This window comes from Klebsiella sp. P1954 (assembly GCF_018199955.1).
Taxonomy (GTDB): domain Bacteria; phylum Pseudomonadota; class Gammaproteobacteria; order Enterobacterales; family Enterobacteriaceae; genus Klebsiella; species Klebsiella pneumoniae.
Genome location: NZ_CP073373.1, coordinates 3,856,388 through 3,882,186 on the forward strand (window position 1 = coordinate 3,856,388; position 25,799 = coordinate 3,882,186).

Annotated in this window: 27 protein-coding genes; 10 read left to right on the plus strand and 17 right to left on the minus strand. The window is 58.1% G+C overall.

All coding sequences use genetic code 11. The features are described from left to right. Window positions 1–171: 171 nt before the first annotated feature. From KB890_RS18600 to KB890_RS18620, 5 genes are all read left to right on the plus strand, one after another. Window positions 172–501, plus strand: a complete 330-nt coding sequence (locus KB890_RS18600) for a metalloregulator ArsR/SmtB family transcription factor (RefSeq protein WP_002916281.1) — start codon at window positions 172–174, stop codon at window positions 499–501. Between the two features lie 51 nt (window positions 502–552). After that, the gene (locus KB890_RS18605; RefSeq protein ID WP_004181225.1) at window positions 553–1,845 is read left to right on the plus strand and encodes an arsenic transporter; all 1,293 of its coding nucleotides are present in this window, start codon (window positions 553–555) and stop codon (window positions 1,843–1,845) included. 9 nt (window positions 1,846–1,854) lie between these two features. Further along, window positions 1,855–2,277 carry a glutaredoxin-dependent arsenate reductase gene (gene arsC / locus KB890_RS18610; RefSeq protein ID WP_004181224.1) on the plus strand — a complete coding sequence of 141 codons (423 nt, stop codon included), beginning with the start codon at window positions 1,855–1,857 and terminating at the stop codon, window positions 2,275–2,277. A gap of 472 nt (window positions 2,278–2,749) precedes the next feature. Continuing rightward, window positions 2,750–4,303 (plus strand): peptide MFS transporter, encoded by a 1,554-nt coding sequence (locus KB890_RS18615; protein WP_002916277.1) that lies wholly within the window; start codon window positions 2,750–2,752, stop codon window positions 4,301–4,303. Window positions 4,304–4,487: 184 nt separating this feature from the next. Beyond that, window positions 4,488–4,787, plus strand: a complete 300-nt coding sequence (locus KB890_RS18620; RefSeq protein WP_002916274.1) for a DUF1889 family protein — start codon at window positions 4,488–4,490, stop codon at window positions 4,785–4,787. A gap of 62 nt (window positions 4,788–4,849) precedes the next feature. Here the strand turns inward: KB890_RS18620 and KB890_RS18625 are convergent, their stop codons facing one another. The 4 genes from KB890_RS18625 to KB890_RS18640 are packed head-to-tail and all read right to left on the minus strand — an operon-like array spanning window position 4,850 to window position 9,549. After that, the gene (locus KB890_RS18625; protein ID WP_020324924.1) at window positions 4,850–6,298 is read right to left on the minus strand and encodes an MdtP family multidrug efflux transporter outer membrane subunit; all 1,449 of its coding nucleotides are present in this window, start codon (window positions 6,296–6,298) and stop codon (window positions 4,850–4,852) included. Then, window positions 6,295–8,232, minus strand: a complete 1,938-nt coding sequence (gene mdtO, locus KB890_RS18630) for a multidrug efflux transporter permease subunit MdtO (protein WP_004181223.1) — start codon at window positions 8,230–8,232, stop codon at window positions 6,295–6,297. The genes KB890_RS18625 and mdtO overlap by 4 nt, the downstream gene beginning before the upstream one ends. A 12-nt stretch (window positions 8,233–8,244) precedes the next feature. Next, entirely contained in the window at window positions 8,245–9,270 is a 1,026-nt protein-coding gene (gene mdtN / locus KB890_RS18635; RefSeq protein WP_004181222.1) for a multidrug transporter subunit MdtN, read from the minus strand. A 6-nt stretch (window positions 9,271–9,276) separates the two neighbouring features. Continuing rightward, window positions 9,277–9,549 carry a YtcA family lipoprotein gene (locus tag KB890_RS18640; RefSeq protein ID WP_002916204.1) on the minus strand — a complete coding sequence of 91 codons (273 nt, stop codon included), beginning with the start codon at window positions 9,547–9,549 and terminating at the stop codon, window positions 9,277–9,279. 205 nt (window positions 9,550–9,754) lie between these two features. Here KB890_RS18640 and yjdI point away from each other — a divergent pair, with 205 nt between their 5' ends. Together yjdI and KB890_RS18650 are read left to right on the plus strand one after the other, a co-directional pair. Beyond that, window positions 9,755–9,985 (plus strand): 4Fe-4S mono-cluster protein YjdI, encoded by a 231-nt coding sequence (yjdI, locus tag KB890_RS18645; RefSeq protein ID WP_002916202.1) that lies wholly within the window; start codon window positions 9,755–9,757, stop codon window positions 9,983–9,985. A gap of 11 nt (window positions 9,986–9,996) precedes the next feature. After that, window positions 9,997–10,269, plus strand: a complete 273-nt coding sequence (locus KB890_RS18650) for a GNAT family N-acetyltransferase (RefSeq protein WP_002916201.1) — start codon at window positions 9,997–9,999, stop codon at window positions 10,267–10,269. A 42-nt stretch (window positions 10,270–10,311) separates the two neighbouring features. Here the strand turns inward: KB890_RS18650 and KB890_RS18655 are convergent, their stop codons facing one another. The 11 genes from KB890_RS18655 to KB890_RS27750 all read right to left on the minus strand — a co-directional run bounded on the left by KB890_RS18655 (window position 10,312) and on the right by KB890_RS27750 (window position 20,856). Continuing rightward, window positions 10,312–11,724 carry an EAL domain-containing protein gene (locus tag KB890_RS18655; RefSeq protein WP_004181221.1) on the minus strand — a complete coding sequence of 471 codons (1,413 nt, stop codon included), beginning with the start codon at window positions 11,722–11,724 and terminating at the stop codon, window positions 10,312–10,314. Beyond that, the gene (locus KB890_RS18660; protein ID WP_004151788.1) at window positions 11,721–12,626 is read right to left on the minus strand and encodes a fimbrial protein; all 906 of its coding nucleotides are present in this window, start codon (window positions 12,624–12,626) and stop codon (window positions 11,721–11,723) included. The genes KB890_RS18655 and KB890_RS18660 overlap by 4 nt, the downstream gene beginning before the upstream one ends. 17 nt (window positions 12,627–12,643) lie before the next feature. Further along, window positions 12,644–13,129: a type 1 fimbrial minor subunit FimG gene (locus KB890_RS18665; protein WP_004229447.1), complete on the minus strand. Its 486-nt coding sequence runs from the start codon at window positions 13,127–13,129 to the stop codon at window positions 12,644–12,646. Window positions 13,130–13,156: 27 nt separating this feature from the next. Then, window positions 13,157–13,684, minus strand: a complete 528-nt coding sequence (locus tag KB890_RS18670; RefSeq protein WP_004181218.1) for a type 1 fimbrial adaptor subunit FimF — start codon at window positions 13,682–13,684, stop codon at window positions 13,157–13,159. 10 nt (window positions 13,685–13,694) lie between these two features. Beyond that, on the minus strand, window positions 13,695–16,307 hold the full coding sequence (locus KB890_RS18675; protein ID WP_004181217.1) for a fimbrial biogenesis usher protein: 2,613 nt from the start codon (window positions 16,305–16,307) through the stop codon (window positions 13,695–13,697). A gap of 81 nt (window positions 16,308–16,388) precedes the next feature. Beyond that, a complete protein-coding gene (locus KB890_RS18680) occupies window positions 16,389–17,075 on the minus strand; it encodes a fimbria/pilus periplasmic chaperone (protein WP_004144024.1) in 687 nt (228 codons plus the stop codon). Between the two features lie 67 nt (window positions 17,076–17,142). After that, window positions 17,143–17,679 carry a type 1 fimbrial minor subunit FimI gene (locus KB890_RS18685; protein ID WP_004174507.1) on the minus strand — a complete coding sequence of 179 codons (537 nt, stop codon included), beginning with the start codon at window positions 17,677–17,679 and terminating at the stop codon, window positions 17,143–17,145. Window positions 17,680–17,749: 70 nt separating this feature from the next. Then, window positions 17,750–18,298: a type 1 fimbrial major subunit FimA gene (gene fimA / locus KB890_RS18690; protein WP_002916190.1), complete on the minus strand. Its 549-nt coding sequence runs from the start codon at window positions 18,296–18,298 to the stop codon at window positions 17,750–17,752. A 480-nt stretch (window positions 18,299–18,778) separates the two neighbouring features. Then, window positions 18,779–19,387 (minus strand): type 1 fimbria switch DNA invertase FimE, encoded by a 609-nt coding sequence (fimE, locus tag KB890_RS18695; RefSeq protein ID WP_002916189.1) that lies wholly within the window; start codon window positions 19,385–19,387, stop codon window positions 18,779–18,781. A gap of 464 nt (window positions 19,388–19,851) precedes the next feature. Next, window positions 19,852–20,457, minus strand: coding sequence for a type 1 fimbria switch DNA invertase FimB (gene fimB, locus KB890_RS18700; RefSeq protein WP_022631422.1), 606 nt, complete (start codon window positions 20,455–20,457; stop codon window positions 19,852–19,854). Between the two features lie 150 nt (window positions 20,458–20,607). Continuing rightward, window positions 20,608–20,856, minus strand: coding sequence for a hypothetical protein (locus tag KB890_RS27750; RefSeq protein WP_002916186.1), 249 nt, complete (start codon window positions 20,854–20,856; stop codon window positions 20,608–20,610). A gap of 818 nt (window positions 20,857–21,674) precedes the next feature. Here KB890_RS27750 and KB890_RS18705 point away from each other — a divergent pair. Further along, complete coding sequence (locus tag KB890_RS18705; protein ID WP_020324914.1) at window positions 21,675–22,631, plus strand: nickel/cobalt transporter; 957 nt, start codon at window positions 21,675–21,677, stop codon at window positions 22,629–22,631. On the opposite strand, the gene KB890_RS18710 is transcribed toward KB890_RS18705, so the two are convergent. Further along, window positions 22,628–23,134 carry a MarR family winged helix-turn-helix transcriptional regulator gene (locus tag KB890_RS18710; protein WP_002916184.1) on the minus strand — a complete coding sequence of 169 codons (507 nt, stop codon included), beginning with the start codon at window positions 23,132–23,134 and terminating at the stop codon, window positions 22,628–22,630. The genes KB890_RS18705 and KB890_RS18710 overlap by 4 nt on opposite strands. 81 nt (window positions 23,135–23,215) lie before the next feature. On the opposite strand from KB890_RS18710, the gene KB890_RS18715 reads away from it, so the two are divergent. Continuing rightward, a complete protein-coding gene (locus KB890_RS18715) occupies window positions 23,216–24,112 on the plus strand; it encodes an EamA family transporter (protein ID WP_004181213.1) in 897 nt (298 codons plus the stop codon). A 95-nt stretch (window positions 24,113–24,207) separates the two neighbouring features. Here KB890_RS18715 and KB890_RS18720 read toward each other — a convergent pair whose 3' ends face one another. Further along, window positions 24,208–24,417, minus strand: a complete 210-nt coding sequence (locus KB890_RS18720) for a YdgH/BhsA/McbA family protein (protein WP_002916131.1) — start codon at window positions 24,415–24,417, stop codon at window positions 24,208–24,210. Between the two features lie 705 nt (window positions 24,418–25,122). Between KB890_RS18720 and mrkA the strand changes: the two genes are divergently transcribed. Continuing rightward, window positions 25,123–25,731 carry a type 3 fimbria major subunit MrkA gene (mrkA, locus tag KB890_RS18725; RefSeq protein ID WP_000756959.1) on the plus strand — a complete coding sequence of 203 codons (609 nt, stop codon included), beginning with the start codon at window positions 25,123–25,125 and terminating at the stop codon, window positions 25,729–25,731. The last annotated feature ends 68 nt before the right edge of the window (window positions 25,732–25,799 follow it).

Consider the following 25,799-nt stretch of genomic DNA (forward strand, 5'->3'; position numbering starts at 1 on the left):
GATGATGGATAAAAGAAAACGCGGCATTTTTCCGTGCTATTTAGCAGGGATGGCGGGGCGAAAAATCCCGGATGCTCACCGCAGACGTGAATTAATATATATGTTTTTTCGCATGTATATTGATCTTTCTTTGTGGCCCCGTATGCTGTCCGTCACGCTTGAGGAGAAATCATGTCTTTATTGCCCCTGCAACTGTTCAAAAACCTCGCCGATGAAACTCGGCTGGGGATCGTATTGCTGCTCAAGGCGCGTGGAGAGCTGTGCGTGTGCGATCTCTGTACGGCGCTCGCCCAGTCCCAGCCCAAGATCTCCCGCCATCTGGCGATGCTCCGTGAGAGCGGATTGCTGCTGGATCGTAAACAGGGTAAGTGGGTCCATTACCGCCTCTCTCCGCAGATGCCGGCCTGGGCGGCGCAGGTGATTGAGCAGGCCTGGCTCAGTCAGCAGGAGGATGTGCGGCTGATGATCAGCAGACTGGCTGGCGGGCCGGGTTGCCGGTAAAAAATTTATCTTAACATATATGATTTTTCGAATGTGATTGGCGGAGGAACGATGTTGCTGGCAGGTACGATTTTTATCCTGACCCTGGTGCTGGTGATCTGGCAGCCGCGGGGGTTAGGGATCGGCTGGAGCGCGGCATTTGGCGCGGCGCTGGCGCTGGCCACCGGTGGCGTACAGGTAGCCGATATCCCGGTGGTATGGCATATCGTCTGGAATGCGACCGCCACCTTTATCGCCGTTATCATTATCAGCCTGCTGCTTGATGAGTCTGGCTTTTTCGAATGGGCCGCGCTGCATGTTTCCCGCTGGGGAAGAGGCCGGGGTCGTCTGCTGTTTACCTGGATTATCCTGCTCGGCGCGGCTGTGGCGGCGCTGTTTGCCAACGATGGGGCGGCGCTGATCCTCACGCCAATCGTGATTGCCATGCTGCGAGCGCTGGGGTTCAGCAAGGGAACGATGCTGGCCTTTGTCATGGCCGCCGGATTTATTGCCGATACCGCCAGCCTGCCGCTGGTGGTGTCGAATCTGGTGAATATCGTTTCGGCAGATTTCTTTGCCATCGGCTTCAGGGAGTACGCTTCGGTGATGGTGCCGGTCGATCTCGCGGCGATCCTCACCACCCTGGCGATGCTGCACCTGTTCTTTCGCAAGGATATCCCGCCGGCCTGGGATATGGCGTTACTGAAAGCGCCGGCCACGGCGATAAAAGATCCAGCGACGTTCCGCACCGGCTGGGGCGTGCTGCTGCTGTTGCTGGCTGGCTTTTTCGTCCTTGAACCGCTGGGGATCCCGGTCAGCGCCATCGCGGCGCTCGGCGCCGGGATCCTGTTTGCTGTCGCGAAGCGCGGGCGGGTAATTAACACCGGCAAGGTGCTGCGCGGCGCCCCGTGGCAGATAGTGATCTTCTCGCTGGGAATGTATCTGGTGGTGTATGGTCTGCGAAACGCCGGGTTAACGGACTATCTGACCACGGTGCTGAACATGCTGGCGGAGCGCGGCCTCTGGGCCGCGACGCTGGGCACTGGTGTTCTGTCGGCCTTCCTCTCTTCGATCATGAATAATATGCCCAGCGTACTGGTCGGCGCCCTGTCGATTGAAGGCAGCACGGCATCAGCGGCTATCAAAGAGGCTATGATATATGCCAACGTCATCGGCTGCGATCTGGGGCCGAAAATTACGCCAATTGGTAGCCTGGCCACGCTGCTGTGGCTGCATGTGCTGGCGCAAAAGCACATCACCATCGGTTGGGGTTATTATTTTCGCTGCGGCATTATCATGACCCTGCCGGTACTGCTCGTGACGCTGGCCGCGCTGGCGCTGCGTCTCTCCTTCAACCAGCCATGAGAACGTACTATGAGCATCACCATTTACCATAACCCTGACTGCGGCACCTCGCGTAATACGCTGGCGCTGATCCGTAACAGCGGCGCCGAGCCCACCATTATCTATTATCTGGAGACGCCGCCGTCGGGTGATGAGCTGCGCCAGCTGCTCGCCGCGATGGGGATCCCGGTGCGCGCGCTGCTGCGGAAAAACGTCGAACCCTACGACGCGCTGGGCCTGGCGGAAGACCGGTTTACTGACGACCAGATAATCGACTTTATGCTTCAGCATCCGATCCTGATTAACCGTCCGATCGTAACGACGCCGCAGGGCACCCGACTCTGCCGCCCGTCAGAGGTGGTGCTGGAGATCCTGACGGCGCCGCAACAAGGCGCATTCGTGAAGGAGGACGGTGAGCCAGTCATTGATGCCGCAGGGCAGCGTGTGAAATAGCGCGCAGAATGGCGCCGGCTGTAGCAGCCGGCATGCCGTGTTAAACCTGCTGTATGGTAGGCTCTCCAGGTATGTAGCGCCTGGATTGCTGACAATATTCTCGCTTAGCGCTATTTCTCCACTATCCAGTCTGTTTCCCTTACTTTTCCTGCCGTTATACACCGCCTCTGCGCCGGTGGTTTATGTCTCTCGATAAATTATTAACTGTTTGTTTTTAATGGGTAAAATTTCGTTTTGTGCGTAATGATATAAAGTCAACGTCGTTTGCATTATTGCGAACATTAAATCTGTAAAACTAGATGTTTGTCGACTTTTCATCTAAAAAGGGAAGGTAAGGGGCTGGACAAAACCATTGCGTGGTTATCAAATGGTTAAAAATGCTCGTGTTTGATGTTAATACAAACAAATTATAAATCGTCAGCCTGCTTTATACGGTTAACTTGCGCTGCGGCGCACCTTACCTGGAGAATTTATGCATTCCTCTGTTAATAAAAACGAAAGCCGTACCTTTTTCGGCCATCCTTATCCGCTGGGCTCCCTGTTCTTCACTGAAATGTGGGAGCGCTTCTCGTTTTACGGCATCCGTCCTTTACTGATCCTGTTTATGGCGGCGACGGTGTACGACGGCGGCATGGGCCTGGCGCGAGAGAACGCCTCGGCGATCGTTGGGATTTTTGCCGGCAGTATGTATCTGGCCGCGCTGCCTGGCGGCTGGCTGGCGGATAACTGGCTTGGCCAACAACGCGCCGTCTGGTACGGCTCTATCCTGATCGCCCTGGGGCACCTGTCGATCGCTCTGTCAGCATGGCTGGGCAATGATCTGTTCTTTATCGGTCTGATGTTTATCGTCCTGGGTTCCGGGTTGTTTAAAACCTGTATCTCGGTGATGGTCGGCACCCTGTATAAAAAGGGCGACGCGCGCCGCGACGGTGGTTTTTCGCTGTTCTACATGGGGATCAACATCGGCTCGTTTATCGCGCCATTGATCTCTGGCTGGCTTATCAAATCGCATGGCTGGCACTGGGGCTTCGGCATCGGGGGGATCGGGATGCTGGTGGCGCTGATCATTTTCCGTGTCTTTGCCGTACCGTCGATGAAGCGCTATGACGCGGAGGTTGGCCTCGATTCCACCTGGAACAGCCCGGTGGCGAAAAAGAATGGCGTTGGAGCGTGGCTGCTGGCGCTGGCTCTGGGAGTGGCGGTGCTGGTCACGCTTATCAGCCTGGGCACGATCGTGATTAACCCGGTGGCGGTGGCCAGCGTGCTGGTCTATGTAATTGCCGCCTCCGTGGCGCTCTATTTCATCTGGCTGTTCGTCTTCGCCGGACTCAACCGTAAAGAGCGGGCGCGCCTGCTGGTATGCTTTATTTTGCTGGTCTCGGCGGCCTTTTTCTGGTCCGCGTTTGAACAGAAACCGACCTCCTTCAACCTGTTTGCTAACGACTACACCAACCGGATGATCGGCGATTTTGAGATCCCCGCGGTCTGGTTCCAGTCGATTAACGCCTTGTTTATCATTCTCCTCGCGCCGGTATTCAGCTGGGCGTGGCCTGCGCTGGCGCGTAAAAACGTTCGTCCGGGCAGTATGACCAAATTCGTCATTGGCATCCTGTGCGCAGCGGCGGGCTTTGGCCTGATGATGCTGGCGGCGCAGAACGTTCTGAGCAACGGCGGGGCCGGTGTGTCGCCGCTGTGGCTGGTGGGCAGCATCCTGATGCTGACGCTCGGTGAACTGTGCCTCAGCCCGATTGGGCTGGCGACCATGACTCTGCTGGCGCCGGAGAGAATGCGCGGCCAGATGATGGGGCTGTGGTTCTGCGCCAGCGCGCTGGGTAACCTGGCGGCGGGCCTGATCGGCGGTCATGTGAAGGCCGATCAGCTGTCGCTGCTGCCGGACCTCTTCGCCCGCTGCTCCATCGCATTGCTGATCTGCGCCGCCGTGCTGGCCGTGCTGATTGTCCCGGTCCGCCGGATGCTGGAGAACAGCCGGTCCAGCGCCGCGCAAAAATCCCTCAGCAACGCCTGACGCGATCCTCAGGCCGGCCCTACGGGGCCGGCTTGTTTTTTGTCCAATCCCCGCCCCAGCAGAACAAAATCCCCTTTTCACAATGCGCGATGTCCCATAACGTGAGCGTGTTCTTTGAAATCACGTCGCTTTCCGGTCCATAGTGTAGTCAGGTTTACTATGTGGTTAATATAAGGACACACCTATGCCAGCAGTCATTGATAAAGCATTGGATTTCATCGGTGGTATGAATACGTCTGAGCCAGTACCACAGTCTATGGATGAAAGTACCGCGAAGGGAATTCTCAAATATTTAAAAGAACTGGGCGTACCAGCCACCCCGGCCGACGTCGCTGCGCGCGGCCAACAGCAGGGCTGGAGCGCTGGGTTTACCGACAAAGTGGCGGAGTGGGCTGAACGGGTCGCCGCCGGCGAACGGCTGGTGATTAAGCATCCGGAATTCTTTTCCACCTATATGCGGGAAGAGCTGCGCGCCCTGGTGTAATCGCCGCGCATCCACCCCGCCCCTTCAGCTTAATGCCTTCCCCTATTGGGAAGGCATTCTTGTTACTGCCCTCGATAGCCGCCGCCCAGGGCTTTGATCAGGGTAATGTCGGTGCTTAGCCGCTGGGCCTCAATGTCCAGCAGCAACAGCTGCTGGGCGAGGACCGCCCGGCGGGCTTCTTCGGCGGCGTAGCGGCTGAGGAGGCCGCGCTGATAATGGGCGCGAGCGCTATCGGTGGTGGTCTGCGCCGCGGTGACTTTTAGCTGCTGCAGCGCGCGCTGCTGATTCAGGTCGTTAAGCTGGCTGGAGCTGATGGCGACATCGCGAACCGCATCCAGCACCGCCTGGTTGTACTGTTTGATCAGGATGTTGCTGGCGGTGCGTACCGACTGCAGATTAGCGTTCAGACGGCCGCCGTCGAAGATCGGCAGATACAGCCCGGGCAGCAGGTTGATCTGCTGGAAAGAGGACTTAAACAGATCCCCGACGCTCAGGGCGTTATAGCCCCAGAACGCTTTGATATCAAAATGGGGATAGAAGGCCGCTTTCGCCGCATCGACCTGGCTCAGGGAGGCGGTGACGTAGCCGCGCAGCGCCTGCAGGTCCGGACGGCGGGCCAGCAGCTCGAAAGAGAGCGACGGCGGCAGCGTCTCCTGGAGCGCCGGCAGCGCCACCGGATGGATGGCCGGCATGCTCTGCGCATCGGCGCCGATCAGCGCCCGCAGGGTTTCACGATACTGGGTCAGCATCCCCTCGGCGCTAATGATCTGCTGGCGAGCGGCGAGCTGTTCGGCCTGGGCGTTGGCCACATCCACACTGTCTTCCAGGCCGCGCCGGGTCCGGTGCTCGTGGGCTTCCACCGAGAATCGGGCAATGCCCTCCAGCTCCTGCAGCAGCGCGATTTTCTGGAACGTCGCCTGCATGGCGAAATAGAGCTGCGCCACGCTGCTGGCGATGTCGAGCTCAATGCCGGCGGTCTCCGCCAGCCGGGCGTTTTTCTCGCCAATAGCGGCGGCGACCCGGGCGCGATCGGCCCCCCAGAGATCGATATTCAGCTGCGCCCCGACGCCAACGGTATTCAGCGTATACCAGGGGCCGTTTTTATCCACCGGCAGGGAGTATGAGTAGGGCCAGCTAAAGGATTTGTCGGTGATCCGCAGGCGGTTTTGCGCCGCGACGGCGGTGGCCTGCAGGCCCATCGCCGACCGGGCGAGTTCCACCGTGGACTGCGACTGGGAGATGCACAGCCGGGCGGCCTGCATGGTCGGCGAGTTCTGCAGCGCCCGGTTGATCAGCATATTGAGCTGAGGATCATCATAGGCCTCCCACCAGCGGGCGGCCGGCCAGTCGCTGTTCGCCAGGTGGATCACCTGCGCCAGCTGGGCCTGCTGCGGATTGACGATGGCGACCTGGGCAGGCTCATCCTGGATCAGCGCGCAGCCGCTGAGCAGCGTCAGCGTCAGGGTAAAAAGAGTGCCGCGCAGGCGCGCGGAGAAAGGAAGGATCATCATGACGTTTTAGCCTGTTGCTCAGTCGCTATCGGTGTCGGCCCCCAGTCGGGCAGGGCGGCCAGCGCGGCGGCCAGCGCCGGGCCAAAGGGGTTAGTCAGGTCGGCGGTCAGCTGTTCGCCAGGCGCCGTCGCCTCCTGTTCGATACGTTCAGCGTAGCGCCGCAGCTGTTCGGCGCAGCGGGTCAGGGTCGGGTCTCCCGGCGCGGCGTTGAGTCGGTAGCCTTCGCTGAGGCGGGCGATCTCCTCGGCCTGGGCGAGGGTGGCGCGCATCGGCCAGCCTTTCGCCTGGGGCCAGGGGTGAGCATACGTGCCCAGCGGTTCGGCGCGAACCCGGTGGATCAGCGCTTCGCTGTCGGTGAAGGCGACAAGCAGGGGAGCCAGCGGAACCGCCTCCTTCGGGGCGGCGAGGCAGTCCGCCAGCCGGCGATAAAGTGCCGCAAGGCGGGTTTTCAGCTGCGGCGCTTCGCTGTCCGGCCAGAGATACAAATGAACAATGGAGGAGACCAGCACCCCGAGCAGGATGCCCAGCACCCGATCCCGCAGCTCGGTGAGGTTCGTCAGCGGAGCAAACCAGCTGAGAAAGGCCAGCGCAAAGGTGAAACCAATCTGGATCCCGGCGTAGGCGATACGCTCCGAGCCGGCGGCAATCCACGCCGCCAGGGCCAGCACCGGCAGGGACATCGCCAGCAGGCCCGTCAGCGAATCGGTCCAGGGCTGGACAAAGACGATTAACAGCAGCGCCAGCAGGGAGGCGAGCAGCGCCCCGCCGATGCGCAGCCATGTCTTTTGCATCGTGGCGCCCAGCCCGGGCTGGGCGACGATCACGCAGCTCAGCATAATGGTATGTAGACCCTGCCAGTCGGCAGCGGTATAGAAGACATAGCAGATTAGGGTCGCCAGCAGGGTCTTGAGCGCAAAATGGAGATATGCCGGGTTGCGCCAGGCGTCCGGTGCCAGTAGGGGCGCCTTCTCCACCTCACCCTGCGGCAGGGCAACCGGCTCACCCTGCGCCAACCGCTGCAGAGTGGTAGCCATCTCCTGCAGAACAGCGCGATTGACGCCGCGACCGCTGAGCGTCAGGGGAGGAATAGCGCCGTCAAACGGCTCCTCGCTAAGGGCGTTCTTCAGCTGAATTACCGCCTGCGACAGCTGCTGGCGATCGTCACTATCCGCCTCGTCTGCTTGCAGCAGGGTCGCCAGCTGGTAGCAGCGCAAAGTGGCGGCCAGCCGCGAGCGCCAGGCCTGGGGAGCGGCGGCGATCTCCGGTGTCGCCCGGCTGACCTGGGCGAACAGCGACTGCAGCTGATTGAACTGCGCGGCGGTCTCGCCGAAGGTCGGTGGCGCTTCAGCGTCCGGGGCCGCCAGCCGCCGGGCGACCTCGTGCAGCATCCCGGCCAGACGCGCCTTAAACTGGTTGCCGGGAAAGGCCTGCTGAAAGCAGGCGTTGACCAGCAGGGTGACGAGGATCGCGGTGTTAATCGCCACCCACAGCCAAAGCAGCAGCCGCACCAGGATCTCGCTCTGGCTGGTCATCGACGGGAAGGTCTGAGCGTAAATCACCGCCAGCGCCACCACGAAAAAGGCCAATCCCAGCTTGCCCAGCACCCGCATCAGATAGAGGGCGCAGAAAAAGAGCGCCACGGAAGCCGCCAGGCGGATCAGCGGGTAGTCATAGGTCCACTTGATGATCAGCAGCACGCCGCCGAGCGCCACGGTGACGGTGACAAAAAAGACCACGCTGACCAGCTTAATCATCAACACGTTAGGCTGGCTGACGTAGAATACGACGATCAGCGCAACGGCCAGGAAAGGGATCTGCAGGGTCATAAACAGGGTGATGAGCACCGCGCAGCTTAGCGTCAGGCGCAGCGTGTAGCTGGCGCGTCCCGGCGCGTCGCGCAGTTCCTGGCGTAAAAAATGGGCGAGAGGAAACATAGCGTCGCCCGGCTACGGCTGCAGCACGGCGCTGGCCGAGGCGCCCATGCGGAACAGTTCCGGGTCGGGATCGCTGACGGCGATTTTCACCGGGAAGCGCTGCGAGACGTGGACCCAGTTAATGCTTTTCTGGATCAGCGGCAGCCCTTCGATGACGCTCCCACCTTCGGGCAGGACCCCGGAGCCGACCGAATCCACCACCCCGTTAAAGGTCCGGTTGTGGTTGGTCATCACGGTGATCCGCGCCGCCACGCCGGGGCGCACGTTGTTCAGGTCGGTTTCGCGGAAGTTCGCGATCACATACCAGCGGTCGTCATCCAGCAGGGTGAAGACCGGCTTCAGCGCCGAGGCGTACTGGCCAACGGTGGTTTTCAGCGCCACCACCACGCCGTTGAACGGCGCGCGCACTTCGGTAAATTCCAGATGCAGTTCAGCGAGGGCGATTTGCGCCAGGACCCCGGCGCGTTGCGCCACCATGGCATCCACGCCGGTCACGGCCGCCGAGGCCTGTTTGGCCTGCAGCAGCGTGGCCTCCAGCTCCGCCCGCGCCGCTTTCTCAGCGGTGCGCGCCTGATCGAGATCTTCCTGGGAAGCGAACCCCTGCGGCACCAGCGGCTCAAGGCGGATACGCGTGGAGGTGGTCTGCTTAACCAGCGCTCTGGCGCGCTCGACGGCGGCCGCCACCGACTGGGCGTTATACTCCTGCGCTTTGATGGTGCGCTGGGTCAGCATGATCTGCGCGTCGAGGGTCGTCAGCCGGGCTTTCGCGTCATCGAGCATTGCCTGATAGGGGCGGGGGTCGATGCGGAACAACAGATCGCCTTTTTTCACCCGCTGGTTATCGCGAATGGGCATCTCCACGATGCGTCCGCTGACCTCGGGCACTACATCGATGGTATCGGCATAGACATAGGCGTCATTGGTCTCCGGCGAGGTTTGCAACTGCCAGATAACGAGGATCAGCGCCAGGATGGCGGCAAGGACCAGCGCCAGCAGAGGCCACTTTTTGCGTAACAGGGGAGTGCGGGAAGTTGTCATAAGCGATCAGTGAACAAAAAACAGAAACCACAGCAACGTGGCGAACAGGAACATCAGCGCGACGTAGCTGAAGACCAGGGGAGAAAAGCGCGGCTGCCAGCCTTTACGGGTAATCAGGATATGGCAGGGGATCAGTAAAAACGCACCGCCCAGTAAGCAGAAAAACCAGCCGGGAAAAGCAGCGCCCAATACCGGGATCTCTGGCGAAAGTGAGCAGCCGGAAAGCGGCAAGACGAGCAGTAACCGCGCCGGGCGGGCGATGGTGGCAATATGATTCAATGGAACATCCCTGAGTGATCATACCAGTGTGTCATGAGTGTAATCGCCTCGTTGCGGGAATGAAAGTCAACCGATCGTTGACTGCGGGATCCTTGCGCGATGGGAGAGCATGATGTGAGGCGTCAATTCCCGCGCTTGCGCATAGTCAGCCGCCACGGCGAGGGCTATGCTTAGCCTGAAAGATAAAAACGACCGAGGCAATGTCATGGATAAGGAATTACTGGAAGCCGGCTACCGGGCCTACACCGGGGAGAAAATCGACGTCTACTTTAATACGGCGATCTGTCAGCATTCCGGGAACTGCGTGCGCGGCAGCGCGAAGCTCTTCAACCTGAAGCGTAAGCCGTGGATTATCCCGGATGAAGTGGATGTCGCGACGGTGGTAAACGTGATTGATACCTGCCCGAGCGGCGCTCTGCAATATCGTCATAAATAAGCGAGGAGAAGATGGAAATACTGGAAGGGCATAACAAATTTTATGTTAACGACGCGCAGGGAAACCAGGTGGCGGAGATTGTTTTTGTTCCCACCGGCGAACACCTCAGCATTATCGAACATACCGATGTTGATCCCAGCCTGAAAGGCCAGGGCGTGGGGAAACAGCTGGTGGCGAAGGTAGTGGAAAAAATGCGCCAGGAGCAGCGGAAGATTATCCCTCTCTGCCCGTTTGCCAAACATGAATTCGATAACACCCGCGAATACGACGATATTCGCGCATGACGTACCGGCACCGGTGCTAACCGGTGCGCTTTTCTCGCACCCTCAACGATCCGCCGGATCGCGCTGGTGGGAAAAGCGGCGGATCAGATCCGGGAGATGTTCACGCCGCATCGGTGGTGAAAACAGATAGCCCTGGAAGCGATCAATCCCCAGCGATTTTAACTGCGTAAATTTCGCCAGTGAATCCACCCCTTCCGCCACACAGCGACTGTCGCTTAACTGGCAGTAGTAGGCCAGGCTTTTTATTAGCGCAAGCGCCTTTGGATCGTGCTGGGCGTCGTTGACGATGCTCATATCCAGTTTATACGCATTGAAGTGCAGTCGACGCGCCGGAAAGATAACGCTCCCCTGAGAAAAGCAGTCGTCCAGCATCACGCGCACGCCAGCACGTTGCAGCTGCGCCACGTGGGCGGCGGAGCGGCTCTGATGGCGAAAATCGATAGTTTCAGCATATTCCAGCACCAGCCTTGCCACGCCCTCTGGCTGCCGAAGCTGCTGGCGAGCGGCTTCCACCATCCGCAGCAGGCTGTCACTGTCGGCGAGTGAGGAGGGTATGTTGACCGAAAAATAGAAGGTGCCTGGATACTCATTAATATTCTGCACGGCCTCCTGCAGAACAAAGGCCGTAAGCAGCAGCCAGGTGTAGTCGGCGCGGAAGTGCGGCAGAAAGGTCTGGGGGTGAAGTACCTGGCCGCGGTGGCGCCAGCGGATCAGGATCTCCACCCCCTGTAGCTGTGAGCGACTATCGACGATAGGTTGAAAAACCGGGAAGACCTGGCGATCGTGAATCGCTTGTACCCATTCCTGTTCAAACGCCGTCAGTGCGTTTGCGGGTGAGCGCGGCAGCAGCGTGCGCGGAAAGCGGGGGGCCAGATGCGGATGACATTCCACCAGCTTTTTCACCCCAGCCAGCCGCTGGGTGTAGAGCGTTTTCTGGCTCAATCCGAGACGTTGGGCCTGCTCGCCTATCGTCTGCCCTTGCAGCAGGGCGAGGATCACCTTGAGCTCGGCGTGGGTCAACCCGACGACCCGTTTTCCGTGGATCAGGGCGGCTTCGCTGGCAAGCCGCTCAAGCCGCGGCGCATTCTCCAGCCGATGGGCCAGCTCCGCGCAGGACAGATCGGCGGGGGCAGTATGGACGTTGCGCAGACGATCCGGATGGCTCACCTGATAGAGCAGCGTTTGCCGCAGCCAGATGGCCGGGCTGCGGCTCAGAATCAACATCGGTAACGGCGGCAAGGCCTCGTCGAGTAGCCTTGCCGCCTGGCGCAGCGTGGTGAGCATCCACAGGGGATCGTCAGGGAGATACACCACGATCCGCTTCACGGCGGCCAGCTCGCGCAGGGACACGCCCTCGACCGGCAGCTCAACGGGCCGCTTCGCGGCGTTCAGCATCAGCTGGCTCAACCCGCGGGCGGCCAGCGAGCAGGGCGAGAGGATATAATCGGTCATCATTGATAGACAAAGGTGATGCCGATGATCGACTGCACGTTGCCGGCGGTAACCTGGCCTGTGGTCCGGGCATAGGTGGCCGTCAGGCCGAGGTTGACCGGCGAGGTGCCGACGGTGCCCAGCGAGACCGTGCTGTTCGCCGGGACGGCGCTGCCGTTGCGCGTCAGCTGAACGCCTATCCCCTGCGCCGGCGAGGCGGAGGCGGTATTGGTGAAGATCGCGTTGGCGCTGTCCGCGGTGGTGCCGGAGAGGTAATACCCCAGCTGCTGGCTTTGCGCGCAGTGGACGGTGAGCGGCACGGCCATCGATCCCGGGTAGTCGGGGAGGGTGACGGTGACATCGCGGGCGGAGACGTCGCAGCCGCCGGTGGGGACCACCACGTCGTTGTTGGCGTAGATGTTCCAGATGAACTGGAAGGAGTCGCTATTGTAGTTGTTGGTCTGATGCAGGATCAGCACCGCGATTAACGATCCTGCGGTGATGGCCACCCCACCGGCAGTGCTCACCGGCGTCAGATACAGGACGGCTGGCCAGGGTTTATCGGTCCGTGAATCATAAATCACCCGCGCGGTTTCCGTGGTGGTCGGGAACGGGTAAGAGGTGCCGTTATATTTCACGGTGCCTGAAAAACTCGACAGCACACCGCCATAGGCGGATCCGCGCTGCAGGGTCACGTAGTCGGTGATCGTTTCCGGATAGTCGTTATGGCAAAAAATCTGCGTGGAGAGGTCGACCACCAGGTTTTGCCCGACGTTCACCGCCGGGGTCAGGTTAACGTAGACGTTGGCTGACCCGCCGCCGATGGGAATCGTCGCCCCGGTGGCCGTTTTGCAGGCAAAGGACCAGGCGTTCATCGACCAGCCCAGCAGCAGCAGGGTGGTGAACAGGGGGATTATTTTTTTCATCATGATGCTCTCCTGGCTCAGGCGTAGGTATAGGTGACGTTAATCACCGCCTGAATGGTGCCTTGCGTGGCGCCGCCGTTGACGGACAGCGCCCTGACCTGCAGCGGGAAGCGAGCGGACTGGCTGGCCTCATCCACCTGTACCGACTGGCTGCTGCCATTGTTCAGCGTGGTGCCGTCCTCGTTCTGCAGTTCGAGCTGAATATTGCCCGCCGTTCCCTGGTTTTTGTAATAGCCGGTGCTGTCCGCCGTTCCGCTGAAGGTGGCTTTCACCCGTGAAGTACCCACGGGGCAGTTGCTCAGATCCAGCGCCACGCTGTGCCAGGCCGATGCCGAGCCCGCACCGATCAGGCTAAAGGTATAGAGATCGCCCAGCTCGACGGTGGCATTGACGGTGGAAACCGTGCAGGGTCTGGCCACCACCTTCCCGTTGACGGTGAGAGTGACGTCGGCCGCCCGCAGGGAAGCGCTCGCGGTTAACAGGCCGGCCAGCAGCCAGCCCACATGAGTCCATTTCATTTCAGCCTCCGCTTACTGAAATTCCAGGGTGAATGTCGCTGTCGCATTGACATGCCCGGCGGTGACGGGCACCTGAGTGGCCATCAGCCGGGCGTAAAAGTTGAGAATATTGGTCTGGCCCGGGGTCAGCGTGGTCCAGGTCATGGTGGATGACGGCGCATTGACCGGCAGCCGGGACTGCTGCTGATCGAGAATTTCCACCCCCATTCCTGCCGCCGCCGAGGCCCCGGCATCGAGTTTTAACAGGCTGGTGTTGATGCTGTCCGCCACGCCGGTGAAACCGACCTTCACCGCGGTGACGGAAGTGCCGCAGGGCGACAGCACGATGCGGAACGGCACCGGCGGCGTCGTCGCCCCAACGGCATAAAACTGCTTCGCGGCGTTATCCTGTAAATCGACAGTAAAATCCTTCGATTCGCCGGCTACCGCGCAGGCGTTATCGCGGACATAGCCGCTGATGGCGATCGTGCTATCGGCGGCAAGCGCAGCCGGTGCGCCCAGGGTGAACAGGGTGCCCAGCAGATACTGCAGTGTTCTCATCATGATCTCCTTAGCGGCACGCGACCGAAAGCTGACTGAGCGCCTGCTGCTGGCTCTCCGGCGGCAGACGGTAATCGGCCACGCACTGAGCGTCCGGGCCATCGCCCCATTTCACCCGCACTTTGCCCGCCAGCGCCATCCCGCTCAGGTAGACCTGGCCGTTGTCCGCGACGATGCTGCCGCTCTGGTTGCTGTCGCCGGTGGCGAGGGCGCCAAACGGCACCGGTTTGCCGCGATGGGTCAGCGTCATCAGGATCTTCATCCCCACCTGGGCGTTAAAGTTGGCGCGGACAATCGCCCCATGGGTGGGCACCACGCTGACCACCGCATCGTCAAGGTCGACATTGTCCGCCAGGGTGTTGGTATCCAGCGCGATCCGGTTTTCACGATACTCAGTGGCATAAGGCAGGACGGCATACCCGCGCCAGTCGGTGCGTACCCCGGTCTGGTTTTCCACTTTCACGCCGCCGGCGCCGGGGGCTTTCACCAGCACCACGGTATCGTTTAACGGTTGGCTCAGGGTGATGCCGTTGGCGTGCGCCAGCACGCCGCCGCTGACCCCGTAATAGAGCTGTTTAAAGCCATCGCTGCGGCTGTAGCCGACGTTGGCGTTGCCGTAGCCGCCGCGGTAGTTGAGGGCGGTGTAGCCTGTGCTCCCGTTGTCGCCGTTGCCGCCGCCGGCATAGCCGGTCTGCACGCTATAGCTGAGGTTGTTGTCTTCCAGCAGGGTGCCGTACAGGCCCGCCAGATTGGTCATGCGGCCATTGAGATCGTGCGACAGGCTGTAGCTGGCGCTGGCGTGCCGCCAGACCGAGCGGCTGTCGGAACGCAGCCAGTGGCTGAAGGGGATATTGATATTGATCGCCAGCATTTGATCGCGCCCCTGCTGCCAGGCGTTTTTTGTCAGGCTGTAGCTTAGCGACCAGTTGATATCGTCCACGGCGGCGTTGAGGCCGGCCTGCAGCTGCTCATCGGCATCGTCGGTGCCCCAGTAGGTCTGGTGGCTACCGCTGAGATAGAGGGTGGCGGTGCGCCCCAACTGCTGAGTCACGCTCAGCTGCACCTTGCCGCGCTTGCTGTAAGCCAGATTGTAGTAGTCGGTAAATTTCGGTTTTACCTGGATAACGCCGTCCTGGGTTTCCACACTGTAGCCGCTCATCCGGCGGTAAGTGGTATCGGCAAAGTTATAATAGCCGCGGGTAGAGTAGCGGTAGCCCACCAGCTGCAGGTTGGTGCCGGTCTCATCCAGGGATTTGTTATAGAGAAAACGCACCGACTGCCCCTGATGTTCGCTGTCGTCAGCCAGGGTGGCGTTGGCCTGAGTGATATCCAGCGACAGGGCGCCGAAATAGCCCATGTTTTTCCCCACCCCAAGGTTAAAGGCGCGATAGCGGTCTGCCAGCTGGGTGCCGCCGTAGAGCGTCCAGCCTGCCGGCAGGCCATGCATGACCGTGCCCTGGAAAAAATCGGGCGTTTCCTGCTGACTGTTGCCGCTGCGGTACTCCCCGGCGGTGAGGGCGAAGCGGGTATGGCCTTCACGCTGGAGAACCGGCACCGTTGACCAGGGCACGCTGAAGACCTGGCGGGAGCCATCCGCTTCTTTGATCGTGACCTGCAGATCGCCGCCATTGCCCGCGGCGTAGAGATCGTCGATGGTAAATGGTCCCGGCGGCACTGTGCTCTGGTAGATTTCGTAGCCGTTTTGCCTGATTGACACCTGCGCCGTGCCGCGGGCGATCCCGTGGATCACCGGCGCAAAGCCTTTCTGGCTGTCCGGTAGCATATTGTCGTCGGAGGCCAGCTGGGCGCCGCGGAAGTTGATCCCGTCGAAGACATCGCCGTTGGTGTAGCTGTCCCCTAGGGTGAGTCGCGAACGCAGAGGCGTGATGTCCCGCTCAAGCCAGCTGTTAACGTGCTGCCAGCGATTCTCGTTGGATGAGGTGCTACCGCCGCTGCTGTAGCTCCAGGTGCTGTTATCGCGCAGACGCCAGGCGCCAATGTTCAGGCCGCTCTGTAGATTCAGATAGGCGTAACGGCTGCTGCCACCTGTGGTGTTATGGGCGTTATTGCCCGTGAAGTTATAGTTAATCAGCCCGGCGGTGATACCGTTATCCCACAGCTCCGGCGGAATATAGCCGCGCGCATGGTTACCCATAAATGCCTGGGGGACGGTGAGGTACAGGCGTTGCTGCCCGACGTCGAAGCGCGTGGTAGCTTCGCTGATAAGCGTGGCCAGCGGCACGCAGGCCGTGCTGTCCAGCGTCGCCATGCCCGGCACCCGACCGGTATCCACACCCATGCTCGCCAGCTGGCCGCGCGTCAGGCAGGGTGACAGACCGTGACCCTGGGCATCGGCCTGGAAAGTGACGTCCCGGGTGGTCATAAAACCATTGTTGAGATAAATATCGACGCGATAGGTGCCTGGCGGAACCTCCTGGCCTTTTTCAAATCCCGACAGGTCAGCCACCGCCGCCGGATCGTCAGCTAAAAAGCGGGGGTTAAAATAGAGGTCCGCCCGCGCGGCAAACGGCTGTGAGCAGAGCCACAGCGCCAGCGCCGGAGATACCAGGCGCCGGGCAGTTCGGCAACCTAAATGATCCAGTCCATATTTCCGATGTGACATTATCCCTCCGGTCCGACGTTGCCCGGCTGTCATTGCTTCTGGTCATGCGCAGCGTGTCCCGCGCGGCGGGGCGCTTCTGGGTTAGCGCAGCACGCCATTCATTTTCGGCGTCAGCGCGCCGTAATCATTAATCGTGCGATAGGTGATGGTGTTCCCGGCATCCGCGGGTAGCTTGACGCTGGTTTTGCCCATCGGCGGTACGAGGGCGTTCTCCAGAATGCGTGTCCCGGCGTTCAGTTCGGTCACCGTCAGGTAATAGGGGGTGGGGTTCGTCAGCGTCAGCGACGATCCGCTACGGCTAAAGGTCAGCTTTTCCGCCGCTTGATCCGGAGGCAGGGCCAGTTTTCCCGGACGGTAGTAGAGCTTGATGCGGCTGATAATCGCCAGCTGCAGGGTATTGTCGCTGAGCTTTGATTTATCCATCGAAGGGATCGCCTTCACGTTCATCCAGAACAGACTTTCCCGATCCTGCGGCAGCTGGTTATTTGTGGCGTCGATAATGCGCAGGGTGTTCTCTTTTTTACCCTGCATGGCAAACAGCGGAGGAGTGATGACAAACCGGCCGTCTCGCTGACCATCGGCATTTTCCACCCATGACTGAATAAGCCAGGTACTGTTGTCATCATTATTGGTCACCGCGAGCTGGACCTGCTTCTGTCCCGCCGGGTAGATAACCCGGGTCGCGCCAAGCGCAACGCCCGCCTGCGCGCTGGCGCTAAAGATACTGGCGGCGAAAAGCACACATCCTGCCAGTAAGCCATGCGCCATCGTTGCCGTTTTTCTCACATTATCTCCTTGTCTGCTCACCGTGTTGTCCTGTTTGTCTGCGGATTAATTACTGATAGGTCAATGAGAACCAGGCCTGGGCATTGGCTGCACCGCCGGTGACCTGGCGTCCGGTCGCCCGATATTTGGCGACGAAATTTAGCGTCGTCGGTCCGCGGTAGAGTGATATCCAGCGATCCGCTGGACGATTGAGCGGGAGCTGCTGGCCCTGGCTGTCGAATAGCGCAATACCGATCCCACTGGCGATCCCCGGACCTTCACCCACCGACAGCACGTCGGGGTTTTTTCCATCAGCCACGCCGTGAAAGGTCACACCCACATGCTGGCTGACCGCCGTACTGCAATCCTGTAAATGAATCGCGAAAGGGATTGGGTTGCTGTCTTCGCCGACAGCATGAAATCGATTACTGCTGATCTGCCCCAGATTGACCGTCATCTGCCGATCGCCGGCTTCGACGCGGCAGGAGCTCGCCATTATCAGGCCCTGAAAACGCATGCTGCCCCCCGGCAGCGTGACGTTCCAATGATTACCGGCCAGCGCCAGCGGAGGCAGTAGCAGCAGCAGACCAGATTTCATTCCCTGCATCGTTTCACTCCGGTTGAAAATAGAGAGCGGGCCCTCCTGGCCCGAATAGCTTCCCTGCCTGACTCGGGTCTTACTCGTACTGCACTTTGAACGTGGCATCCGCGTTCGCTATACCAGCCGTCGCTGCGCCGGTCGCGTAGTAACGTGCCTGGAACGGGATGATGTTGGGGCCGTCATTCAGCGTGGTCGCAGCACTGAAGGTGGCGCCGTCCAGTGCCAGTGGCGTACCGGTATTGTCGAGGATCTGCACGCCGACGTTGGTTGCGCTGCCGGCGGCAGAGTTTTGCAGGGCCAGAACGGTGGTATTGCTGCTGTCGATGGCCGTACCGGCGAAGGCGACGGACGCTTTGGTGGCTACCGTAGTGTCGCAATCATCCAGCTGGATGTTGAAACCGACGGCCGAACTGGTGCTCCCCGCCGTGGCCAGTTTCGCGGAACGCACCTGGCCTAACTGAACGGTTTGATCGATAGAGCCGGCATCCACCGCACAGGCCGCATTAACGACTTCTCCTTTAAAATGCACGGTCCCGCCGTTGACCGTGGTGGTATCGGCCAGAGCTGCCGTGGAGCTCAGTGACAGGGCTGACACAACAATCATTGCCAGTGTTTTGATTTTCATACTGTTTTCCTTTGAACGATGTCGAAATAACGAACCGGATTGGCAGCCGTTGTGCCTTCCAGGCATTTCAGATTTCAGCCGAGTGGTCCGGCTGCCGGCTCTGCACAGTTTTCGCCCAACCGATGAGACAATTGGGGCCATTTTGACTCGTTGGGATAAATGATCTGTATTTTGTGTCAACCTGGTATTCTGTGGTTTTAAATTCTGCCAAATTTGGTTTTTATGGTAATATAATCTGGTGTGGTGGGAGGGGGTGCGAAAGGAATAGCGATGGCGTTGGCGACGGATCGCCGGTGCAGCAGAGATATGGTTAGAGAAAATTGAGTAATTGCAGGTTTAAAAATAGATAATAATCAATGAGATGTGATTTTTTTTTGCGGAAATATGGCGCAGTGAGTTGCAAAATATGTCAAAACATTTTTATGATATAAACAGTTTGGCCCCAATTGATCTGTTCGTTATTTTTTTAATTCTTTAAAATCAATCTGTTATTTCATTTTTCGTCTTCTGGTCTTTTTCCTCTAAAAGATTATTTCTTTCCCAGATGCCAGCGAAACGTGCCGCATTACTGGCGGTGTAACGTACTGTGTGACGAATATTGCGATGTCCTAGATAATCCTGTATCAAACGCGTATCTGTCCCTCTTTCCGCCAGTTCATAGCCGCAGGCGTGACGCAGCATATGGGGGTGAGTGTGCGTGACGGTACCCGCATTTTCCCCGGCGGAGCGAATAATACGATACGCCTGCTGGCGGGAGAGCGCGGTGCCGCGGCGGGAGATAAACAGTGCGTCCGTTTTGTCCGCCGCTTTCCAGCCGGCACGGACCAGGCTCCAGCGCTCAATCGCCTCGCGCTCATCAAAACGCAGTGGATGAATCGTCGAAAAACCATTCTTTAATCGCCGCACATTAACCCGCCCTTCATGGAGATCCAGATCGTGATAATGCAGATCCAGCAGTTCGCTAATGCGCATGCCATGGCGAAAGGCCAGCAGAATGAGGCAGTAGTCCCGTTCGCCGGTAGGGCCCTGACGAGCAGCCTGCATCATGGCCTGAACTTCTTTGGCGGTTAGAAAACGACGTCGGTTCACAATAGTTGCTCCTGAAAATAGGTATGAATGACCGTCACAGCGAAACCATACGCCATGACGAAATAGGTTCTGTAATGCTAAAACGGTACAGGGTGAAGATGATTAATCACGAATTGATAACATATTACATTGCCAGACACTAAAAATATCGTCGGGTGATAATTCTTAATTTTAAAGATTTTAATCATCGGCTCAATAGTATCTGTGCGGGTTGCCGCCAGGTATATAAAATGAAAGGATATTTTTCACTACCAGCCGTTATTAAAAACACAGCCGCGGAAATTTTTCCCACCAATAAATACCCAGTCTAATTCCTGAGTAAACGCAGGGTTATATTAACTCTCAGTAATAAGGATTAAATAAGAACTTGTGGGAACAGTAATCCTAATTAACGCAGGGTTAATAATCATGAATATTTTAATTTGTCGACCGATCGCGATACAACGCCATCCGTGGCGTCAAGGCTATTGGATCAGCGACGATCGCTGTTTGTCACGGGGATTGTCCCAGATGCCATAGAAGCGTCCCGCATTGCTGGCGGTATACCAGACGGTGTGGCGGATATTGCGATGCCCGAGATAATCCTGTATCAAGCGGGTATCGATTCCCATATTCGCCAACGCAAAGCCACAGGAGTGCCGCAGCATGTGCGGGTGGATCTCCAGTGGCAGCCCCGCCAGTCCCCCTGAGGACGCGATAATCTGATAAAACTGTTGGCGGGAAAGGGGATTACCTTTGCGGGAGAGAAACAGCCATTCGCTGGCGGCCTGCGGCCAGCTGCTGCGAATGGCCAGCCAGCGCTTTAGGGCGTAGATCTCTTTATCCAGCAACGGGCGGGTAGTCGAAAACCCTTTTTTAAGCCGATGGATGTAAACACATCGGGCAGCAAGGTCGATATCCGATATTCGTAGACGACAGATCTCGCTGGCGCGCAGACCATGGATGAAGCACAGTAACGTCAGGCAATAATTACGTGCAGCATAAGGACCGGTATCGGCCGCTTTAAGTAAAGACTCAATTTCATTCTGAGTCAGGAAGTTCCTTTTTTTTATGTCGGCGTTATTCGTCATGGTTTTCCCTTTTATTGCAGGCATATTTTTGGTTTTCCGAGCCTGCGTCAGGTCATTGTTAAATTTGACTGCCTTTTTATTTTGAAACAGCGTGGTGATAACGTTTTAATTTGCTACGAGCGCGAGCGGTATCATGGGCTAGCTCCATTGCTAACGATAAGAGGCCGCGATCTGAAGGGTAAAGAAAGGGTGAGCTGGCTGAACTGATGAATCTTTCCTGGGGGTTTCCACGTCCTGTACATCCCTGATCCTCTTGATGATACCCGCATGATGATGAAGGCTTGGGCTTCCGGCCACGGCAAGGCGGCTATCAATGCCGTCATGATTGATTGCCTGTTTACTGGGCAATGTCACCCCAGTAAACCAGCCTCCCTCGCCGACAACCTTCGGGAATGGCATGAGAAATTTCTCAGACAAAATACAACCTTAAGTCGTCTGGATAGCATTCACTGCAAAACTACAACAGTGATTAAACCATACTGCAAAAAGCCTGGTGATAATAGCATTGTCTGTAATAGAGCACATTACGCCGTATTTCAACGGGTAAGCTTAATCTGGTACATGCGGTTGAATGAGATGAAAACTCGTCACGGTCAACGTATACAGGAAGATATCAATGGGAGGTAGTAGAGGACAGGTAAGTATTGCGACACGGTCTGGCGGCGGGTTGGAATACTCGCTTCGGCGTGGGAAGGACTCACATCCAGGATACGCCGAAGCCTGCCGGTTCACCACTTTTCGTCACGTGCCACCTGGCGCTTGTCGCTGCGCCAGGTGGCCTGTACGGAAAGCGATGGCAGCAGTAACCAGGGTAAGTAAGCCTCTTTTCATGGGAGTGATCCTGCTGAAGAGTACAATAAATAGCAGTTAAAGAATATTCTTGCCGGAAGCGCAGCATAATAACTGACAAAAAATGCTCGCCAAGAAATAACTTATTTATTTTTATCTGTGATTTTTTGAGTAATTATTCCTGTTAAAAGGTATTGGTAACCAATAACGCATAAAAAGATATAGCTGTGGTATGCTCAAGATATTGAGGCATTCTGCGCTAATACGGTGTCGGGAAGATAGCGATCGGTAGATAATGCGGAGCCTGGTGACTACGAACAATCCCGTGAACAGCTTCGACAAATTCCTCACCCTTCAGCGCTGACACCTTCGCTCGCCTGTCGTAAAGTTGCTGTCAGGCGGTTTACGTTTACTACAATGGTATAACGATGACGACTCCGATTGCGCTCCGCGACTGGCGCCTGCTGGCGGCCGGGTGCGGCGGCCTTCTACTGCTGGCCGCCGCTATCACCTTGCACAGCCACTGGGGTGACTTTCTCCAGTGGTGTCTCGCCACCCAAATTACCCTGCATCGCTATCTGGTGATGTACCTTCTGTTGCTGAATAACCATCAGTACAGCGGCGGTATCTGGCTGCTGGTGGGGGCCTTTCTCTATGGCGTGCTGCACGCCGTCGGACCGGGACACGGTAAATTTATCGTGACGACCTACCTGAGCACCAATCAGGAGAGCCTGACGGCGGCGCGGGTGGTGCCCTTTCTCGGCAGCCTGTTGCAGGGCGTCACTGCGATACTCTTTGTCTTTATTCTTGCGGTGGGGCTGAATCTGGCCGCCGGCGATCTTAGCGCCAGCCGCTGGTACGTCGAGAAGCTCAGCGCCCTGACCATCGGCGTCTTTGGGGCTTATGTTATCTTTCGCGCTCTGCAAAGCCTGTGGCCGACAAAACAGGTGATTCGCCGTCTGACGCCAGCGCATCAGCATGACGCCTCGTGCGGCTGCGGCCATCACGGCGTGGGGCAGGATCTGCAGGGCGCTGACTGGAAGACGCGCCTTGGCGTGGTGCTGGCTATCGGCGTTCGGCCCTGTAGCGGGGCGATCATGATTTTATTATTCGCCAATGCGTTGGGGATTGTTAGCTGGGGCATCGCCGCGGTGATGAGCATGGCGCTGGGCACCGCGCTCTCGATCCTCGGTCTGTCGCTACTGGTTCACTATGCGCGCCATCGGACGGTCAAACGATTGGCCACGAATCACCGCCCGCGGCCCTGGCTGGTTCCGCTGATGAAGATCCTCGGCGGTCTGGCGCTGATCCTCTTTGCCGTGGGATTGTTTTTCAGCGTGGTGCCGATCAGCGCCAACGGCGACTTTATCGCCGCTGGCTGTTAGCCCGTTTCCAGCAGTCGCATCAACACCCGCAGCGCCTGATCCAACTGCTGGCGTTCACCGTCACTGAGTCCTGCCAGCAGTTGCCGTTCGTTGTCGACGTGGGTTTCCACTGCGGCATCGATCCGTTCGCGTCCGGCGGAAGTCAGGGCGACCAGCATACTGCGGGCATCCTCCGGATTGGGCAGGCGGGTAATAAACCCGCGTTTCTCCAGCGCCTTCAGACGATGGGTCATGGTGCCGGAGGTAATCATCAGCGTGGAGAAGAGCTGGGTGGGCGAAAGTACGAAAGGCGCTCCGGCGCGCCGCAGCGTCGCCAGCATGTCAAACTCCCAGCGCACCAGATCGTGGCGCGTAAAGGCCACTTCCACCTGCGGCTCCAGCAGCATAGCGCATCGTTTCAGGCGACCTATCGGCCCCATGGGGCTGCAGTCGAGGTCTGGCCGTTCCCGCTGCCACTGGGCTAGGATGCGATCCACGGCGTCGATCGGCGGTGATTTGTCCATTAGTGCTCACTTGTCTTGATATCAAGATACTTGGCGGTACATACTTCACTCACTAATTTACCTTGAAGTGAAGATAAAATCATGGCTTTTCTCTCACGTAATCTGATTCTCGACCTGCTGCTCACCGCGCTGGCGCCCGCTATCTGGGGGACGACCTACATCGTCACCTCCCAGTTTCTTCCCCCTGACCGCCCATTTATTGCTGCGCTGCTGAGGGTGCTGCCGGCAGGTATCGCCCTGCTGATCTGGAGCCGTCGTTTTCCGCAGCGCGGCGAATGGGCAAAGCTGATCGTTACCGGCATCTTAAATATCGGCGCGTTTCAGGCGCTGTTGTTTATCGCCGCCTATCGCTTACCCGGCGGGCTGGCGGCGGTGATCGGCGCGATCCAGCCGCTGCTGGTGATGCTCCTCGCCTGGTGCGTCGACCGGCAGCGCTCGCCCTGGCTGGCCGTGTTATCCGCCATCGCCGGCATACTCGGTATGGCCATGCTGCTGCTGTCGCCGCACACCGTCCTCGACCCGCTGGGCATCGGCGCTGCGTTTCTCGGGGCGATCAGTATGGCGCTGGGCACCTGGCTCTCCCGGCGCTGGGCGCTCTCCCTGCCGATCGTCGCGCTGACCGGCTGGCAGCTGACGATCGGTGGGGTGGTGCTGGCCCCGGTGGCGCTGATCGTTGACCCTCCTTTGCATCAGGTAACAGTGCTGCAGGCGGCCGGCTATCTGTGGCTGTGCCTGGCGGGCGCCATGCTGGCCTATGGCCTGTGGTTTCGGGGGATTGGCCGCCTCTCACCGGTGGCCGTGTCGGCGATGAGTCTGCTGAGCCCGGTGACCGCCGTGGTACTGGGATGGATATTCCTCGGACAAAAGATCCAGGGGATGGCGCTGATGGGATTGATCGTGGTGCTGGCGAGCGTGCTGTCTATCCAGCGCGCGCTGGCGCGTCAGGCGGCGGGAGCAAAAACGAAAAAAGCCCCGTAACGGGGCTCGACATTGCTGCGTGCGGGGTGGGCGGCGGGAGCCAGACCAGCCACCCGCAGGCGGCCTGTCCGGCAGCTCCCTCTGCAACCATTCGCTTATTTAGACAGCTCGGCGGTCATATGGACCTGGTTGCCGGTGTACGCTTCGGTAATGTGATAGGAAGCGCCTTGTTCTTTCGCAATGGTTGCGATTTTCGCTTCTGCGCTGTCCAGGGTGTCTGCTGTCACGCTCACCGGATGAGCGAAGCTAGCGAAAGAGACCAGGGAGAGCATACCGGCAGCGGCGAGTAATTTTACGTTTTTCATGGTGTTTGTCCTTTTAACTTTTATGGTGGAAAGCATGTTTGCTTTCGATGGACTTATAATAAGTCTGCTAACTATAACGCGCGTGGCAAAAAGTGCGATTTAGATCACATTTTTATGGCGGTTTGATGGCGTAAACATGATCGTTTATCTATTTTTTAATTTAAAAACAATGAATTAATGATTTGCCCCTGAAAGGGGGTATCACATGGGCTGCCCTTGTTCAGGGAGAGGAATGCGCCTCATTCATGCTTTCACCATTCGTTGTGTGAATGGTTTGGTGCTGTTTTCACCACCGCAAAGGCAGATTCAGACTTATCGCGATGGCCTTCCGAGGGCTTTTTCTGCATGCTGTTGCGGTCACTTTCTCTCGCTCTGGCGTTAGGCTTGCTGCGCTGTAAATAACCACCCTCGCGTTTTCATCTATCAATGACTGTTTATTAATAGTCGATGGTTATCTGTTATATAACTTAATGAAACGTGAACAAATGTATATTTGTCGGCGAATAAATAGCATTCTTTGACGCCGATAGCACCAGCGAACTTATATTTTTAGGTTCGTTACCTGACGCCTTAAATATTGCGGCTCCCGGTCAGTCGAAGATTCTATTAGCAGTGGCATAAATCAGCATCGCCTGATGTTTCTGGTTCTATGCGAATTCACAGTGTGCTCATTGATTCGTAATTCACTCTGACAAGGAAATGGCAATGAAAAAGGTTCTTCTCTCTGCAGCAATGGCAACCGCGTTTTTTGGCATGACTGCTGCCCATGCAGCTGATACCAATGTTGGCGGCGGCCAGGTTAATTTCTTCGGTAAAGTTACCGATGTATCCTGTACTGTTTCCGTTAACGGCCAGGGCAGCGATGCGAACGTTTACCTGTCTCCGGTAACCCTGACTGAAGTTAAAGCGGCAGCAGCGGATACTTACCTGAAACCGAAATCTTTCACCATTGACGTCTCTAACTGCCAGGCTGCTGATGGCACTAAACAGGATGACGTAAGCAAACTGGGCGTGAACTGGACCGGCGGTAACCTGCTGGCTGGCGCAACCAGCAAACAACAGGGCTACCTGGCGAACACCGAAGCTTCCGGTGCTCAGAACATCCAGCTGGTGCTGTCTACTGACAACGCTACCGCGCTGACCAACAAAATCATCCCGGGTGACAGCACTCAGCCGAAAGCGAAAGGCGACGCTTCCGCTGTAGCTGATGGCGCGCGTTTCACCTACTACGTAGGCTACGCCACCAGCGCGCCGACCACGGTAACCACCGGTGTGGTTAATAGCTACGCGACTTACGAAATTACTTACCAGTAATTCCGTCAGAAAATAAAACTGCCCCGCGATGGGGCAGTTAATAACAATAATAAAGCGGCAATGTCCGC

What these genes read in the sequence shown, in the direction of transcription:
- KB890_RS18600 (WP_002916281.1), top strand. Translation starts at nt 172, where the DNA reads ATGTCTTTATTGCCCCTGCAACTGTTCAAAAACCTCGCCGATGAAACT.
- KB890_RS18605 (WP_004181225.1), top strand. Translation starts at nt 553, where the DNA reads ATGTTGCTGGCAGGTACGATTTTTATCCTGACCCTGGTGCTGGTGATC.
- arsC (WP_004181224.1), top strand. Translation starts at nt 1,855, where the DNA reads ATGAGCATCACCATTTACCATAACCCTGACTGCGGCACCTCGCGTAAT.
- KB890_RS18615 (WP_002916277.1), top strand. Translation starts at nt 2,750, where the DNA reads ATGCATTCCTCTGTTAATAAAAACGAAAGCCGTACCTTTTTCGGCCAT.
- KB890_RS18620 (WP_002916274.1), top strand. Translation starts at nt 4,488, where the DNA reads ATGCCAGCAGTCATTGATAAAGCATTGGATTTCATCGGTGGTATGAAT.
- KB890_RS18625 (WP_020324924.1), bottom strand. Translation starts at nt 6,298, where the DNA reads ATGATGATCCTTCCTTTCTCCGCGCGCCTGCGCGGCACTCTTTTTACC.
- mdtO (WP_004181223.1), bottom strand. Translation starts at nt 8,232, where the DNA reads ATGTTTCCTCTCGCCCATTTTTTACGCCAGGAACTGCGCGACGCGCCG.
- mdtN (WP_004181222.1), bottom strand. Translation starts at nt 9,270, where the DNA reads ATGACAACTTCCCGCACTCCCCTGTTACGCAAAAAGTGGCCTCTGCTG.
- yjdI (WP_002916202.1), top strand. Translation starts at nt 9,755, where the DNA reads ATGGATAAGGAATTACTGGAAGCCGGCTACCGGGCCTACACCGGGGAG.
- KB890_RS18650 (WP_002916201.1), top strand. Translation starts at nt 9,997, where the DNA reads ATGGAAATACTGGAAGGGCATAACAAATTTTATGTTAACGACGCGCAG.
- KB890_RS18655 (WP_004181221.1), bottom strand. Translation starts at nt 11,724, where the DNA reads ATGATGACCGATTATATCCTCTCGCCCTGCTCGCTGGCCGCCCGCGGG.
- KB890_RS18660 (WP_004151788.1), bottom strand. Translation starts at nt 12,626, where the DNA reads ATGAAAAAAATAATCCCCCTGTTCACCACCCTGCTGCTGCTGGGCTGG.
- KB890_RS18670 (WP_004181218.1), bottom strand. Translation starts at nt 13,684, where the DNA reads ATGAGAACACTGCAGTATCTGCTGGGCACCCTGTTCACCCTGGGCGCA.
- KB890_RS18675 (WP_004181217.1), bottom strand. Translation starts at nt 16,307, where the DNA reads ATGTCACATCGGAAATATGGACTGGATCATTTAGGTTGCCGAACTGCC.
- KB890_RS18680 (WP_004144024.1), bottom strand. Translation starts at nt 17,075, where the DNA reads ATGGCGCATGGCTTACTGGCAGGATGTGTGCTTTTCGCCGCCAGTATC.
- KB890_RS18685 (WP_004174507.1), bottom strand. Translation starts at nt 17,679, where the DNA reads ATGCAGGGAATGAAATCTGGTCTGCTGCTGCTACTGCCTCCGCTGGCG.
- fimA (WP_002916190.1), bottom strand. Translation starts at nt 18,298, where the DNA reads ATGAAAATCAAAACACTGGCAATGATTGTTGTGTCAGCCCTGTCACTG.
- fimB (WP_022631422.1), bottom strand. Translation starts at nt 20,457, where the DNA reads ATGACGAATAACGCCGACATAAAAAAAAGGAACTTCCTGACTCAGAAT.
- KB890_RS27750 (WP_002916186.1), bottom strand. Translation starts at nt 20,856, where the DNA reads ATGCCATTCCCGAAGGTTGTCGGCGAGGGAGGCTGGTTTACTGGGGTG.
- KB890_RS18705 (WP_020324914.1), top strand. Translation starts at nt 21,675, where the DNA reads ATGACGACTCCGATTGCGCTCCGCGACTGGCGCCTGCTGGCGGCCGGG.
- KB890_RS18710 (WP_002916184.1), bottom strand. Translation starts at nt 23,134, where the DNA reads ATGGACAAATCACCGCCGATCGACGCCGTGGATCGCATCCTAGCCCAG.
- KB890_RS18715 (WP_004181213.1), top strand. Translation starts at nt 23,216, where the DNA reads ATGGCTTTTCTCTCACGTAATCTGATTCTCGACCTGCTGCTCACCGCG.
- KB890_RS18720 (WP_002916131.1), bottom strand. Translation starts at nt 24,417, where the DNA reads ATGAAAAACGTAAAATTACTCGCCGCTGCCGGTATGCTCTCCCTGGTC.
- mrkA (WP_000756959.1), top strand. Translation starts at nt 25,123, where the DNA reads ATGAAAAAGGTTCTTCTCTCTGCAGCAATGGCAACCGCGTTTTTTGGC.